This window comes from Enterobacter cloacae complex sp. SYL001 (assembly GCF_049237025.1).
In the GTDB taxonomy this organism is placed as follows: Bacteria; Pseudomonadota; Gammaproteobacteria; order Enterobacterales; family Enterobacteriaceae; genus Enterobacter; species Enterobacter intestinihominis.
Genome location: NZ_JBMKJI010000001.1, coordinates 450538 through 463585, shown reverse-complemented (window position 1 = coordinate 463585; position 13048 = coordinate 450538). Strand labels below are relative to the sequence as shown.

Below are 13048 nucleotides of genomic sequence, written 5' to 3'. Positions count from 1 at the left end.
ATAGCCATAACCCTCTATTTCACAAGATTATTTTGCGGGCTCGTTTAGGTAACGTTCGATTTCTAATCATCTCGCAAAGGTATCATTTCAGTGCGAAATCATCGCCCTGAACAGGACGTAGCATTATGAAGACACATCCACAGTACGAACCCTGGTTGCAGGGCATGCTCATCATCGCTAAGCACTATCGGCTGGATTTTTCGGCGGAGCATGTTCGGGTCACGATTAACCATGAAAGCCAGTCTTCGCGCCAGCTGGTGCTGGAGGAGATGGCGCGCCAGCTTGGGCTGGGGATGCGTTGGGTAGCGGCGGAAGCCGTATCGCTCGACCCGTGGCGCTTACCGCTGCTGGCGGAGTTCACCGGCGGGCAAATCGCGGTCATCAACCGTATGGACAACGAAGGGAACATCAGCGTGCAGTTCAGCGGCGACGGCGGCCTGGAGACGACGCTGACGCGTGACGAACTCGGTTCGCGGTTAAAAGGGCTGATGGTGCTGCGTCCCCTGGAGTCCACGCCGGATGCGCGCGTGGATGATTACATCAAACCCTATGAGAAAAACTGGTTCTGGCAGCTGGCGCTGAAAGACTGGCGTCGTTACAGCGATATTATGCTGGTGGCGCTGGTCGCCAACGTGCTGGCGCTCTCCGGCATGGTCTTTTCCATGCAGGTGTATGACAGGGTGGTGCCGTCCCAGTCGGAAGCCACGCTGTGGGTGCTGTTTGGCGGCGTGATGATCGCTATCGTGTTTGAATTCATCATGCGCATGCTGCGGGTGCATATTTCGGATGTGGTAGGGAAACGCGCCGACCTGCGTATTTCCGAGCGCGTGTTTGCCCACGCCCTGCGGATTAAAAACGGCGCACGGTCGAAATCGACCGGGTCGTTTATCGCCCAGATCCGCGAGCTGGAGTCGGTGCGGGAGCTGATCACCTCCACCACCATTGCAGCCATCTCCGATCTGCCGTTCTTCCTGCTGTTCGTCTTCATTCTGTGGATGATTGGCGGCCCGCTGGTGCTGGTGGTGCTGCTGGCCGTGCCGCTGCTGCTCATTCCCGGCCTGCTGGTGCAGCGCCCGCTGGGAAAACTCTCCAGCGAAGGGATGCGTGAATCGGCGATTCGTAACGCCACGCTGGTGGAAGCGGTGCAGGGGCTTGAGGACATCAAGCTGATGCGCGCCGAGCAGCGGTTCCAGAACCAGTGGAATAACACCAATGACGTTGCCGCCAGCGTCGGCATGAAACAGCGCTGGCTGACGGGGCTGCTGCTGACCTGGACCCAGGAGGTGCAATCTATCGTCTACGCCGTGGTGCTGCTGGTGGGCTGTTACCTGGTCATCAGCGGCGACATGACCACCGGTGCGCTGGTGGGCACCTCGATTCTGGCGTCCCGCACCATTGCGCCGCTGTCGCAGATTTCCGGCGTGCTCTCCCGCTGGCAGTCAGCAAAGGTGGCCCGCAAGGGACTGGATGACCTGATGCAGCGTCCGATTGACGATCCCCAGCACGGCAAAAAAGTGCATAAAGCCCACCTGCGCGGTGATTATCAGCTGGACGACGTCGGGTTTTATTACGACGAAGAAGAGAAGCTCACCGTGCTGAACGTCAGCAAACTGCGCATTCGCGCCGGGGAGCGCGTGGCGGTGCTCGGGCGGAATGGTTCGGGGAAAAGCACTTTGCTGCACCTGCTGGCGGGAATGCAGGAGCCACAGCAGGGCAGCATTTTGCTGGACGATATTGCTCTCAATCATCTTGACCCGGCTGACGTACGCCGCGATATGCAGCTGCTCAGTCAGCAGGCGAGGCTGTTCTTCGGCTCCGTACGCGACAACATCCTGATGGGTAATCCGCTGGCGACAGACGAGGAAATCCATCAGGCGCTGGTCAATAGCGGCGCGCTGGAGTTTGTGCGCAAGCAGAAAATGGGGCTGAACACCATCATCAACGAGGGCGGAATGGGGCTTTCCGGCGGGCAACGTCAGGCGCTGTTGCTGGCCCGCGCGCTGATCACCTCGCCGAATATTCTGCTGCTGGATGAACCCACAGCCTGGCTGGATGAGGTCAGCGAGAAGCAATTTATCCAGCATCTGCACCAGTGGCTCGGTAAGCGCCGGACGCTGGTGGTGGCGACGCATCGTCTGCCGATTCTGGACCTGGTTGACCGCATTATCGTGCTGGAAAACGGCAAAGTGGTGATGGATGGCCCTCGTGATGCCATTTTACGCCAGCACGGAATGGCCCCGCAGCAGGCGCCGCAGCGCACGGTTAAACTGAAAACGGAGGGCGTGGCATGAATGATTTCTCCCGCTTTAATAGCCGACTGAAGGAGCCCCGCCTGCCGCGATCGTCGCTGGTGGCATGGTCGCTGTTTGCCCTGCTGGTGGTGTTTATTACCTGGGCCAGCCTGTTCCAGCTGGATGAGGTCACTACGGGCAGTGGCAAGGTGATCCCGTCCTCCCACGAGCAGGTGATCCAGTCCCTGGAAGGGGGGATTATCCACAGTCTGATGGTGCGCGAAGGCGATATCGTCGAGCGTGGTCAACAGCTTGCCCAACTGGACCGGACGAAAACCGAGTCCAGCGTGCTTGAGAGCGAGTCTCGATTAAATGCTGCGATGGCGACAGCCGCGCGTCTGAATGCTGAAGTGAACGACACCGGGCTGACATTCCCGGCAGAGCTGGATGACGACGTTGAGCTGGTTAAACAGGAAACGGCGCTTTACCAGTCTCGTCGCGAAAGTCTTGAAAAAGGGCTGGCGGGTTTACGCCAGGGAGCGGATCTCGTGCAGCGTGAACTGGCATTAACGCGCCCGCTGGTGACGCAGGGGGCGGCCAGTAAGGTCGAAGTTTTACGCCTTGAACGCCAAAAAAATGAGCTGGAGAGCAAAATCACCGAGATGAAAAACCAGTACTACGTTCGCGCCCGCGAAGAACTGGCGAAAGCGAACGCGGAAATCGAAGCGCAGCGTTCGGTGATGAAAGGGCGCGAAGACTCACTCACCCGCTTAACGTTTAATGCGCCGGTGCGTGGCATCGTGAAAGACATTGACGTGACGACGGTTGGCGGGGTGATCCCGCCGAACGGCAAACTGATGAGCCTGGTACCGCTTGATGACCAGATGGTGATAGAAGCGAAAATCTCACCGCGCGATGTCGCGTTTATCCATCCCGGGCAAAAAGCGCTGGTGAAAATCACCGCTTATGACTACTCCATTTACGGCGGGCTGGAGGGGGAGGTGACGATGATTTCACCGGATACCCTTCAGGACGAGGTGAAACGGGATGTTTATTATTATCGCGTTTATATCCGTACAGACAGTAACCATCTGACTAACCGGCAGGGCAAGGAATTCCCGGTGTTTCCGGGCATGATAGCTACGGTTGATATCAAAACCGGCAGTAAATCCGTCATTGATTATCTGCTGAAACCGTTAAATAAGGCAAAAGAGGCGCTGCGCGAGCGATAAAAAAGGCGTTCAGCAAGCCGAACGCCCGTCAGATCAGAGTGTAGACGTCATGTTGACAGCATGGCGTCGTTCTTTTGGCACCACATTGATGTAATGTGTGACATAGGCAAAATATAAACCGGCATAATTTTCGACAAGTTCGATAAATGCCGGGTAAATGGACATCCGGCCATCGCCGCGATCTTTAAGATAACCTGCCTCCTGTGCCGATTTGATAATGCGGTTGACGTGAATACGCGAGACGAAAAATTCTTTTGCAAGTGTGCTGGCTGAATACGCTATTATGGCACCGTATGCTGTTTTGTTTTTAATGGCCTGCAAATAGAGATAGAGCATAATCATTCGGCCACCATCCTTATCAATAAATAAACCCACCTCCGGAAGTACTTTACTGAATGTTAATCCGCGGAAAAGGTATTCTGCGGCGCGCCGGAAAAAGTTGTGCCTGAGTGTGTCATTGTCCAGAAGATTAACATTAATGTTGAATGTCGGATAAAGAATGCTAACAGGCGTGAACGCCCCGGACATATAGCGTTTAAGCTCATCCAGTCCTTTTTCCGTAGGCGCGATTTTTGTTTTTCGCCGATCTTCGGTACAGCGCCAGGTCTTAATTCGCCCGGTGGTTTTAAGTATGGTGATGATCGCAATAACGCTGTTAGGGCTGGCGATATTATAGCGTGAGCACAGTGCCTTAATCTCCGAGACCGACTCAGCCTGATTGCCAAAAACAAAACAACATATTGAGAGTATTATATTGAACCGTGATTCCTGAAGCATCGTTTTGTAGAACAGGGGTTGTTTTTTATAAATGGCGTCATTGATTCTGTAGTGTTCTATTATAGCTTCACTAAATCGCGGGTTGTTTTTAATGACATCCCGTCGATGTAGCAAAGCTCTGGATGAGATGTGATTATCCATAGCATTTTCTCTTTTTTTGTCTGAGCCGATGAGAAGAAGTGTCCGGACTTCTTTTTCGGAATTTTCATTATACCTTGAGAAAGTCCTGGTTACTGTTGTTATATGAAAAGAAAATGATATTTATGCTGCATATGGATGAGTCGGTTGATTAACGCAAAGATGTTCATGTGCATAACATTGATAACGGTTTATTAACCAAATGGGGTGCGGTAAAATTATTCAATGCGACAAGGAATATTGGCTTTAATTACATATGGGAATGATGTTTGTATTCTCAGGAGCAGGTTATGTCTCAAAATTTACCTTCTGTGCAAGGTACTTGCTACAAGCAACGGTTTGTTATTTCAGCCTGCGGTTTCACCTTTGAAGGGTATAGCCTGCTTCTGAAATCTCGAGGCGTACACGCCACGCGACTCCATTTTGAAGAGGATGAAATATGTTCCGTTGACGTTGAAAAAATGATGGAAAATCAATCGCCCGAGGTTTCGGTTTTCCTTGGTCGTGACGTTGCTACTTTTCTTGAAAGCCTGAAGCGCTTGGTATCCGTTCTGAATGCACTGCCAGTGATTTGCAGGGTCACCCTGTATGGTGCACTACCTGAGCGATGGCTTAATGCAACGTTGAGAAGTCTCGTTAATAATACAAAAAAGCTTTCCACGATCAGGGTAGAGAATATTACAGAAATAATGGGCTTTGTAAAAAATGAGACAGATGAGCGTGCTGGCCCTTCACGCTTGTTGCGTAACGTACCGGACAAGGAGGGTAAAGAAAATTTGCATGGGTTAACACATCGCGAGTTAACCGTGCTACTGAATTTCTATCGGGGTATTTCCATAAAAGAGCAGAGTAAGAGGTTAGGGCTGTCAGATAAAACTATTTATACCCATCGCAAGGTGGGTTTGGGTAAATTATATATTATCAGAGTATGGTTTAGCGACTCTCGCGTTTTCAGAGATGAGGTTTGTGCAGTAAAAAATAAAACAAAAGTGTTTTCGGAAACGGAAATAGATATATTACAAGCGTTACATAAACGGGAAATCTTTGCGGCTTATCAAATTATCACTGATAGTGATAAAGAAGGAGTTGGATTTGAAATCCTGCTGCGCTGGCATAAAAAAGGTGAGATCCTGAAGCCAGCCTATTTTCTGGGAGGGATAAAAAATAGTGAAATATGGCTCAAGCTAACGGCGTTAGTCATCCATGCGGCCGTATCAGGTATCAATAAATACAATGGAAAATATTATTTTTCAGTTAACATTCCTCCTCAACTTGCTTCGGGAAACGCGCTGCCGGGGATGGCCAAAAAGGCCGTCGAAATGTTACTCAAACCGCAGTGGGCCGGGAAACTAGTCTTTGAACTAGCTGAAACGATTGACGTAACAAAGGATAAAAATATTCCCGAAACACTCCAGCGTTTACGCGCCGAGGGATGTCGGCTTTTTCTGGATGACTGTTTTTCAAAATATCATGCTATGTTGCCCATCAGACTGATTAATGTTGATGGACTAAAGCTTGATCGCGATATTGTTGAGCACTTTGTGGCTAACGACAAAGACTATAGCATTATTAAAGCGATACAGGTTTACAGCGACATGACGGGGACCGAATGCGTTGCGGAAGGCGTCGATAGCGAAGAAAAATTTGAAAAACTTGTCGCGTTAGGGGTTAAGCGATTCCAGGGTTATTATCTTTCCCACGCGGTTAAAGAAGAAGAGTTGGATCGAATGGTACGGCTATTTAGTTAACGGCTTCACTATGCTGGTGGTACGACAGACTACAGTATTCGACCACCAGTAAAAAACACTCAATCACCGTCGCAATAGTGTATTCTCAGATATCATCACGCGTAAAGCCGACAACAATTTCAAGTGTGTTGCGAATGACATCGCAGGCTTCAGGCTCCTCGGTAATTTCAAGGGCGTGAATCAGTTGCAGGATGATCTCTTTATTCGAAAGGTTGTCACCGGTCAGCATAATACAGCGTATTGCCGAGCCTAACACTTCAACTTCACCACTGAGATGCTTTCCAGCATTAAGAAAGTGTTCCGCCAGTCCTTTATCGTGCAGGGCTTCAAAATTATACGTCTGGTGCATAGTCGCTTTACTCATGGTGGTCACCGTCTCGGTTAAAATTAGTGTTTCTTATTTGGGCTCAGAAGCGTGTTGTGAGTAAAGAGAGAGCGCATGCGGCCAATTTCATAATCGCCCATCACTCTTCCCCGGTCGTGCGATACGCCGGTTACACGCTGGCGCACTTCATCTTCAGCGGCAATCAATGCATTTTTACGCTCATCATTTGATTCAACGTTAGCCATCGCCAGCAGGCGATTAGCAAGAGACGCAAAGGTAATAGGTCCGTTCTCTTTCAGTATGGATAATACGGCCTCACCGATAAGGTCATCCTTAAGTCGTTCAAATTTAGTTCTATGCATAGCTTAATCTCACTCTGCTACACGCGGCTGTAGCATGGGGTTAGTCATCGCATCCAGATGCTCTATTCTCACTCGGCATGACTAACTTAGTAAGTTAAAAACAGTGTTCAGGTTAACGCTCGAAGAAGAGGGCTATCAAACCGTTATAGTGCGCTTTCTCAACGTCAGAGGTTGATTCTTCAATTCTGCGCAACAGCTTTGTACAAATTGTCATTCTGCTCAGTTGTACATTTTCTTTGATGATCTCGCTGACGATGGCACCAAGGGTTTCCTGCTGTGTTGGGACATTATCCTTGTTAAAATACAAGGTTATAGCGCTTTCTGCTGTAGAGGGAGCATGGTTGCGACGCATAATTTTCCACCGTTGACAAACAATTTTGTAACATCACTGGCATCGAATTTATACTATCCGGTCAAATCTGTACATCTAAATTGTACAAGTTTTTCGTGCAGTTCGGGGATTTGTCAGAAGAACTATCAAAATTAGGGGGGAAGAGAGGGAGAAAAACGTGGGGAAAAGAAAAGGCCCCGGAGGGCCTGAAATTATTTCCGTCCCAGCAGAAGTCCCAGAACGATGCCTACCGCACCCGCAGCGATTAAGCCCGTTAACGGGTTATTTCTGACGGCTTCAGTAACATCCGAGACGGCATCACTGGCCTGGGCTGCATATTTTTTCGCTGCACCTTTCACCTGATGTTTAGGGGAATCAACGAATTCACCAAACTGCTGCTGTGCAGAGCCGGATAATTCATCAAGTTTGTTTTTGGCTTTATCGCCAGCGTATTGTGCATTTTTATCAGTGTCGAAATCAGACATTCCAGCCTCCTTTTGTTGATAGTCTAAGGATAGACGCTGATGGCAAGAGTGAGAGAGAATTCGCTAAAATCGACGCCTGATTACCTCTTTTTAGGATATGTCTTTCTTACATGTCCACCATAACGCCCTAAGGATGGAGTGGATAAATATTTCCCTCGCCGTCTCTGTCTACGTAGCGGGAAGAGACTATTTCTCGTGCGTTAGCGCGAAAGGTAATGTAATAGCCAAGGGATGCGGCCAGGCACAGCATATAGCCGAACGATTCCGAACCTTCCTCCACGGCGTTTTTCATGACACGCATATAGCCATGCTCCAGAATGGCGTGCCACAGCACCTGCATTCCAAAGAGACGGGAGAAGACCAGTACAGCCAGCAGGCCGCTCAACAGAATACCGTACCAGGGGGATTGCGTGTATTTTGCCAGCTGTTCCAGGGTAGTGCGAAAATGCATAACGGGGCGAATTATAGCCAGCAGAGCGGTAATCAGCGCGAACCACACCCAACTCCCATGAGAAATGAGGTCAAAAAGCGCGTCCAGTTCACGAATTAACATCGTCAGGAAAAAACCGCCAACCAGTATATTACAGTAACGCATGGATTCATCCATTTTCGCCAGACGAAAATGGAGAAACACGATAGTCGCTAATACCGTTTCCTGCATGATTTCGGTCAGTGATAATTCCGGAATATCATGGCCGACAAACCGCATATCAACCCAAAGACAAAGAATAATAAGCGCGCATGCGACCGCCGCGCCAACAAAGAATAAAAAGCTCTTTAGTACAATCATTAACACCACCATTTTGTTTGTAGCAGTATGTTAGGTGACGAGAATGTTATTTCTGTTCACATCGTGCCATATAAGTGCGGAATTTTAACATTACGAGCTAAATAGGATTCGTAGCGGCCAGAATAAACCCTAAATATCTTTTGTTCCTTGCCGGCGATGTGCTCATTGCAGCGTCTCTATCTTGTGGTTTACAGGGCAATAACATACGAGGTACCATACCCCCCTATAGTATCAGGAGGGCGTATGCCGCATTCACCCGAAGATAAAAAACGTATTCTGACCCGCGTCCGCCGCATTCGAGGCCAGGTTGATGCCCTTGAACGCGCCCTGGAGTCGGGCGATCCCTGTCTCGCCATTCTGCAGCAAATTGCCGCCGTGCGCGGTGCTGCCAATGGCCTGATGGGTGAAATGGTTGAAATTCACCTCAAAGATGAGCTGGTGACGGGGGAGACCACCCCGGATCAGCGGGCAGTGCGGATGGCGGAAGTCGGCCATTTGCTGCGCTCTTATCTAAAATAAACCCACACACCTCACAACAAGGGAAAGACATCATGAAATCTCGCGCAGCTGTCGCGTTCGGCCCAGGCCAGCCGCTGAAAATCGTTGAAATTGATGTTGCTCCGCCGAAGAAAGGCGAAGTGCTGATCAAAATTACTCACACCGGCGTCTGCCATACCGATGCGTTTACCCTGTCCGGTGACGATCCGGAAGGCGTATTCCCGGCGGTGCTCGGCCACGAAGGGGGCGGTGTAGTGGTGGAAGTGGGTGAAGGCGTTACCAGCCTGAAGCCCGGCGACCATGTGATCCCGCTCTACACCGCAGAGTGCGGCGAGTGTAAGTTCTGCAAATCCGGCAAAACTAACCTCTGTCAGGCCGTGCGCGCCACGCAGGGCAAGGGGCTTATGCCGGACGGCACAACCCGCTTCTCCTATAACGGCGAGCCAATCTATCACTACATGGGGACCAGCACCTTCAGCGAATACACGGTGTGCGCCGAGATCTCACTGGCGAAAGTTAACCCGCAGGCCCCGCTGGATAAAGTCTGTCTGCTCGGCTGCGGTGTCACCACCGGTATCGGCGCGGTGCATAACACGGCGAAAGTGAAAGAGGGTGACACCGTGGCGGTGTTCGGCCTGGGCGGGATCGGTCTGGCGGTCATCCAGGGCGCGGTACAGGCGAAAGCTGGGCGTATCATTGCTGTGGATACCAACCCGGAGAAATTTAAGCTCGCAGGTGAGATGGGTGCGACCGACTTCATCAACCCGAAAGACTACGACAAACCGGTTCAGGACGTGATCGTTGAGCTGACCGACGGCGGCGTGGACTTCAGCTTCGAATGTATCGGCAACGTCAACGTGATGCGCTCAGCGCTGGAGTGCTGCCACAAAGGCTGGGGTGAGAGCATCATTATCGGTGTGGCCGGCGCGGGTCAGGAGATTAAAACCCGTCCCTTCCAGCTGGTGACAGGGCGCGTATGGCGCGGGTCGGCATTTGGCGGCGTGAAAGGCCGTACACAGCTGCCGGGCATGGTTGAAGATGCGATGGTCGGCAAAATTCAGCTCGACCCGTTCATTACGCACCGCCTGCCGCTGGAGCAGATCAACGAAGCTTTCGATCTGATGCACGAAGGAAAATCCATTCGTACCGTCATCCATTTCGGCGACAACTGATTATTCTGCCAGCGGTTTTTCCCGCTGGCATTTCTTCCCTGATCTTCTCTAAAGTGTGACCTGTCTGGCGCTTTTAGGCGTAATCTAATTCCCCGCTGTGCCGATGACTCTTTTACAGGCGTGTTTTTACGCATCTTACCTATAAGAGAGTCGACGGTCATGGACAACACAACATCGATGCAGGCGCAGCACAAGCTGAGTTTCTTGCATCACATCCGGCTGGTTCCGCTGTTTTCCTCCATTCTCGGTGGCATTATTCTCCTGTTTGCCTTGAGCTCGGGTCTGGCAGGCTATTTCCTGCTCCAGGCCGATAACGATCAGCAGGATGTCACAGCAGAAATCCAGGTGCGCACCGGTCTGTCAAACAGTTCCAACCATTTACGCACCGCCCGTATCAACATGATCCACGCGGGGGCGGCGAGCCGCATCGCGGAGATGGAGGCGATGAAGCAAAACATCGCTGAGGCTGAGACCCGCATCAGGCAGTCGCAGGATGGATTTGCCGCCTATATGAAGCGCACCGTTCGCACTCAGGCTGATGAAGCGCTGGATGGCGATCTGAAAGCCCGCTATGACGCCTACATCGCCGGTATGCAGCCGATGCTGAAATATGCCAAAAACGGCATGTTTGAAGCCATTATCAACCATGAAAATGAGACCGCGCGTCCGCTGGACGATGCCTATAACGCGGTGCTGCTGAAGGCGATAAAAATTCGCACCGAACGCGCCAACGCACTAACGGCGCAGGCTCACACCCGCACCCGGCTGGGGCTGATGTTTATGTTCGGCGCGTTTGGCCTGGCGCTGGCGCTGGCGGTGATCACCTTTGTGGTGCTGCGCCGTACGGTGATAAACCCGCTTCAGCGAGCCGCTACGCGTATCGAAAATATCGCGAAAGGCGATTTGACCATGCCGGACGAACCGACCGGGCGCAGCGAAATTGGCCGCCTGACGCGCGATCTGCAAACAATGCAGCACGCGCTGGTGACAACCGTGGGCACAGTGCGGCAGGGGGCGGAGGAGATCTACCGGGGAACCAGTGAGATCTCCGCGGGTAATACCGATCTCTCATCCCGAACCGAACAGCAGGCGGCGGCCATCGAACAGACGGCGGCCAGCATGGAGCAGCTCACCGCGACGGTGAAGCAAAACGCCGATAACGCGCATCATGCAAGTAAACTTGCAGAAGATGCCTCCGGTAAGGCCAGCCGCGGGGGGCAGATGGTCTCCGGCGTGGTGAAAACCATGGGTAATATTTCCACCAGCTCGAAGAAGATCTCTGAAATTACCGCCGTGATTAACAGCATCGCGTTCCAGACCAATATTCTCGCGCTCAATGCGGCGGTTGAGGCGGCGCGTGCGGGTGAACAAGGACGCGGCTTTGCGGTCGTGGCGAGTGAAGTCCGCACCCTGGCAAGCCGCAGCGCGAACGCGGCGAAAGAGATTGAAAGCCTGATTAATGAATCGGTGTCGCTTATCGATCAGGGTTCCGGGGAGGTGGTTGCGGCGGGCAATACCATGAATGAGATCGTCGAGGCGGTTAAACGCGTCACCGATATTATGCTGGAGATTGCGGCCGCGTCTGATGAGCAGAGCCGCGGCATTGTTCAGGTGAGCCAGGCGATTTCCGAGATGGATAAGGTGACGCAGCAGAATGCCTCGCTGGTGGAAGAAGCCTCTGCGGCGGCGGCCTCGCTGGAAGAGCAGGGCGCGCGTCTGACGGAAGCCGTTGGCGCGTTTCGTCTCAACGGGGCGCGCGCAGGACGGACTACAGCCGCCGCAACCGCAGCAAAACCCGCGCCTTTAACCCCGGCGGCGGCCGTCTCAGGTGATAACTGGGAAACGTTCTGAGTAAGACAGACCCGCCCTCGCGGCGGGTTCTGCGTTTAGGATCAGAGAGGCATTGACTTACGAATGGCGCTTAACAGCGTTTGGGCGCCTTCAGAGAGCGGGGCATCTACCCGCGTCAGGATCCCAATGGGTTCTCCTGCGCCGGGTGAGGTTACCGGCAGCGCGGTGAGCACGCCGCGTCGCAGATCGTCCTTCACCGCGCCGGACGGCACAAACCACACGTAGTCATAATCCACCGTCAGCTGGCGCGAAAGAGACGCCGAGAGCGTTTCAATACACCCTGAAGGCAGCGTGCAGCCCTGCATTTGCAGCAACGCTTCCGCATTCTGACGCGGAACCGTTCCTTTCGGGGAGACTACCACCGGCCACTCCATTACGCGGCTTAAGGTGACGGTATCCTGCAGCAGGGGATGATTCGGACGCACGACCAGCTTCAGTGATTCCAGGAACAGCAGCTCGTAATTCAGGCCGCTCATCAGTTCCGGATCGGACATCCGGCCAATGCCCAGATCGAGCTCCCCTGACTTCAGGCCCGCCAGCAGCATGGTGTTATTCATGGTCGCGACCTGAAGCGTGGCGTGCTTTTGCTGGCGGTGGAACTGGCCGATCGCTGCAGGCAATATGCCCAGCGCCGCCGTTGGCAGTGCCCCCACGCGCACGATGTCGCTGGCCTGCTCTTCTTTACGGTTTAAGGCCTGACCGGCGGTATTGAGGGCATCAAGAACTTTAACGGCATGCGTCAGGAACTGTTCGCCTACGAGCGTAAGCTGAGCGCCCAGACGGCCGCGGTCGAACAGACGGGTTCCGGTAAGCTGTTCCAGTTCGTTCAGCGTTTTGGATAGTGCAGGCTGACTAAGGTTAAGGGTTTCAGCCGCTCGCCCCAGCGTTCCCTGTTGAGCGACGGCCACAAATGTATGCAAATGGCGCAAGCGTATGCGCTGACTGAACAGACCATTTTTTTCCATAGGCGATGTTAAAAACAGAGCGACGCGGGTGACAAGTTAAGTTGTTTGAATTTGATAACCTGATAGCAAAATATTTTTAACATTTGATCTGTTTGAGTTACAACTGTTTTTCGAAAACGCCCATGCTTTGACCACTCGTCTGC

The 13048-nt window shown here is 52.4% G+C and carries 13 protein-coding genes; 6 read left to right on the top strand and 7 right to left on the bottom strand.

What is annotated here, in order from left to right; all coding sequences use genetic code 11:
- The first annotated feature begins 125 nt into the window (after positions 1 to 125).
- Positions 126 to 2291: a type I secretion system permease/ATPase gene (locus ACOTZP_RS02125; RefSeq protein ID WP_022648065.1), complete on the top strand. Its 2166-nt coding sequence runs from the start codon at positions 126 to 128 to the stop codon at positions 2289 to 2291.
- Positions 2288 to 3463: an HlyD family type I secretion periplasmic adaptor subunit gene (locus tag ACOTZP_RS02120; protein ID WP_022648066.1), complete on the top strand. Its 1176-nt coding sequence runs from the start codon at positions 2288 to 2290 to the stop codon at positions 3461 to 3463. The genes ACOTZP_RS02125 and ACOTZP_RS02120 overlap by 4 nt, the downstream gene beginning before the upstream one ends.
- Before the next feature lie 33 nt (positions 3464 to 3496).
- On the opposite strand, the gene ACOTZP_RS02115 is transcribed toward ACOTZP_RS02120, so the two are convergent.
- Positions 3497 to 4381 carry a hypothetical protein gene (locus ACOTZP_RS02115; RefSeq protein ID WP_023300064.1) on the bottom strand — a complete coding sequence of 295 codons (885 nt, stop codon included), beginning with the start codon at positions 4379 to 4381 and terminating at the stop codon, positions 3497 to 3499.
- A gap of 287 nt (positions 4382 to 4668) precedes the next feature.
- Here ACOTZP_RS02115 and ACOTZP_RS02110 point away from each other — a divergent pair, with 287 nt between their 5' ends.
- Complete coding sequence (locus ACOTZP_RS02110; RefSeq protein ID WP_421633597.1) at positions 4669 to 6126, top strand: EAL domain-containing protein; 1458 nt, start codon at positions 4669 to 4671, stop codon at positions 6124 to 6126.
- Between the two features lie 85 nt (positions 6127 to 6211).
- Here ACOTZP_RS02110 and ACOTZP_RS02105 read toward each other — a convergent pair whose 3' ends face one another.
- The 5 genes from ACOTZP_RS02105 to ACOTZP_RS02085 all read right to left on the bottom strand — a co-directional run bounded on the left by ACOTZP_RS02105 (position 6212) and on the right by ACOTZP_RS02085 (position 8419).
- Entirely contained in the window at positions 6212 to 6490 is a 279-nt protein-coding gene (locus ACOTZP_RS02105; protein ID WP_075208094.1) for a biofilm development regulator YmgB/AriR family protein, read from the bottom strand.
- 23 nt (positions 6491 to 6513) lie between these two features.
- Entirely contained in the window at positions 6514 to 6813 is a 300-nt protein-coding gene (locus tag ACOTZP_RS02100; RefSeq protein ID WP_023306164.1) for a hypothetical protein, read from the bottom strand.
- Positions 6814 to 6925: 112 nt separating this feature from the next.
- On the bottom strand, positions 6926 to 7165 hold the full coding sequence (ycgZ, locus tag ACOTZP_RS02095) for a regulatory protein YcgZ (protein WP_003857265.1): 240 nt from the start codon (positions 7163 to 7165) through the stop codon (positions 6926 to 6928).
- Between the two features lie 191 nt (positions 7166 to 7356).
- Positions 7357 to 7629, bottom strand: a complete 273-nt coding sequence (locus tag ACOTZP_RS02090; protein ID WP_003857263.1) for a DUF883 family protein — start codon at positions 7627 to 7629, stop codon at positions 7357 to 7359.
- A gap of 127 nt (positions 7630 to 7756) precedes the next feature.
- Complete coding sequence (locus ACOTZP_RS02085) at positions 7757 to 8419, bottom strand: transporter (protein ID WP_332975736.1); 663 nt, start codon at positions 8417 to 8419, stop codon at positions 7757 to 7759.
- A gap of 243 nt (positions 8420 to 8662) precedes the next feature.
- Between ACOTZP_RS02085 and ACOTZP_RS02080 the strand changes: the two genes are divergently transcribed.
- From ACOTZP_RS02080 to ACOTZP_RS02070, 3 genes are all read left to right on the top strand, one after another.
- Positions 8663 to 8938 carry a metal/formaldehyde-sensitive transcriptional repressor gene (locus ACOTZP_RS02080; RefSeq protein ID WP_003857256.1) on the top strand — a complete coding sequence of 92 codons (276 nt, stop codon included), beginning with the start codon at positions 8663 to 8665 and terminating at the stop codon, positions 8936 to 8938.
- A gap of 32 nt (positions 8939 to 8970) precedes the next feature.
- On the top strand, positions 8971 to 10089 hold the full coding sequence (locus tag ACOTZP_RS02075; RefSeq protein WP_017693450.1) for an S-(hydroxymethyl)glutathione dehydrogenase/class III alcohol dehydrogenase: 1119 nt from the start codon (positions 8971 to 8973) through the stop codon (positions 10087 to 10089).
- 159 nt (positions 10090 to 10248) lie between these two features.
- Positions 10249 to 11940, top strand: a complete 1692-nt coding sequence (locus ACOTZP_RS02070) for a methyl-accepting chemotaxis protein (RefSeq protein WP_045308096.1) — start codon at positions 10249 to 10251, stop codon at positions 11938 to 11940.
- A 41-nt stretch (positions 11941 to 11981) separates the two neighbouring features.
- Here ACOTZP_RS02070 and ACOTZP_RS02065 read toward each other — a convergent pair whose 3' ends face one another.
- Entirely contained in the window at positions 11982 to 12905 is a 924-nt protein-coding gene (locus ACOTZP_RS02065; protein ID WP_022648073.1) for a LysR substrate-binding domain-containing protein, read from the bottom strand.
- Positions 12906 to 13048: the final 143 nt, after the last annotated feature.

Excerpts from the sequence above, each read along its gene's own strand:
- ACOTZP_RS02065 (WP_022648073.1), bottom strand. The coding sequence starts at position 12,905 with ATGGAAAAAAATGGTCTGTTCAGTCAGCGCATACGCTTGCGCCATTTG.
- ACOTZP_RS02075 (WP_017693450.1), top strand. The coding sequence starts at position 8,971 with ATGAAATCTCGCGCAGCTGTCGCGTTCGGCCCAGGCCAGCCGCTGAAA.
- ycgZ (WP_003857265.1), bottom strand. The coding sequence starts at position 7,165 with ATGCGTCGCAACCATGCTCCCTCTACAGCAGAAAGCGCTATAACCTTG.
- ACOTZP_RS02090 (WP_003857263.1), bottom strand. The coding sequence starts at position 7,629 with ATGTCTGATTTCGACACTGATAAAAATGCACAATACGCTGGCGATAAA.
- ACOTZP_RS02085 (WP_332975736.1), bottom strand. The coding sequence starts at position 8,419 with ATGATTGTACTAAAGAGCTTTTTATTCTTTGTTGGCGCGGCGGTCGCA.
- ACOTZP_RS02105 (WP_075208094.1), bottom strand. The coding sequence starts at position 6,490 with ATGAGTAAAGCGACTATGCACCAGACGTATAATTTTGAAGCCCTGCAC.
- ACOTZP_RS02110 (WP_421633597.1), top strand. The coding sequence starts at position 4,669 with ATGTCTCAAAATTTACCTTCTGTGCAAGGTACTTGCTACAAGCAACGG.
- ACOTZP_RS02100 (WP_023306164.1), bottom strand. The coding sequence starts at position 6,813 with ATGCATAGAACTAAATTTGAACGACTTAAGGATGACCTTATCGGTGAG.
- ACOTZP_RS02080 (WP_003857256.1), top strand. The coding sequence starts at position 8,663 with ATGCCGCATTCACCCGAAGATAAAAAACGTATTCTGACCCGCGTCCGC.
- ACOTZP_RS02120 (WP_022648066.1), top strand. The coding sequence starts at position 2,288 with ATGAATGATTTCTCCCGCTTTAATAGCCGACTGAAGGAGCCCCGCCTG.
- ACOTZP_RS02070 (WP_045308096.1), top strand. The coding sequence starts at position 10,249 with ATGGACAACACAACATCGATGCAGGCGCAGCACAAGCTGAGTTTCTTG.
- ACOTZP_RS02115 (WP_023300064.1), bottom strand. The coding sequence starts at position 4,381 with ATGGATAATCACATCTCATCCAGAGCTTTGCTACATCGACGGGATGTC.
- ACOTZP_RS02125 (WP_022648065.1), top strand. The coding sequence starts at position 126 with ATGAAGACACATCCACAGTACGAACCCTGGTTGCAGGGCATGCTCATC.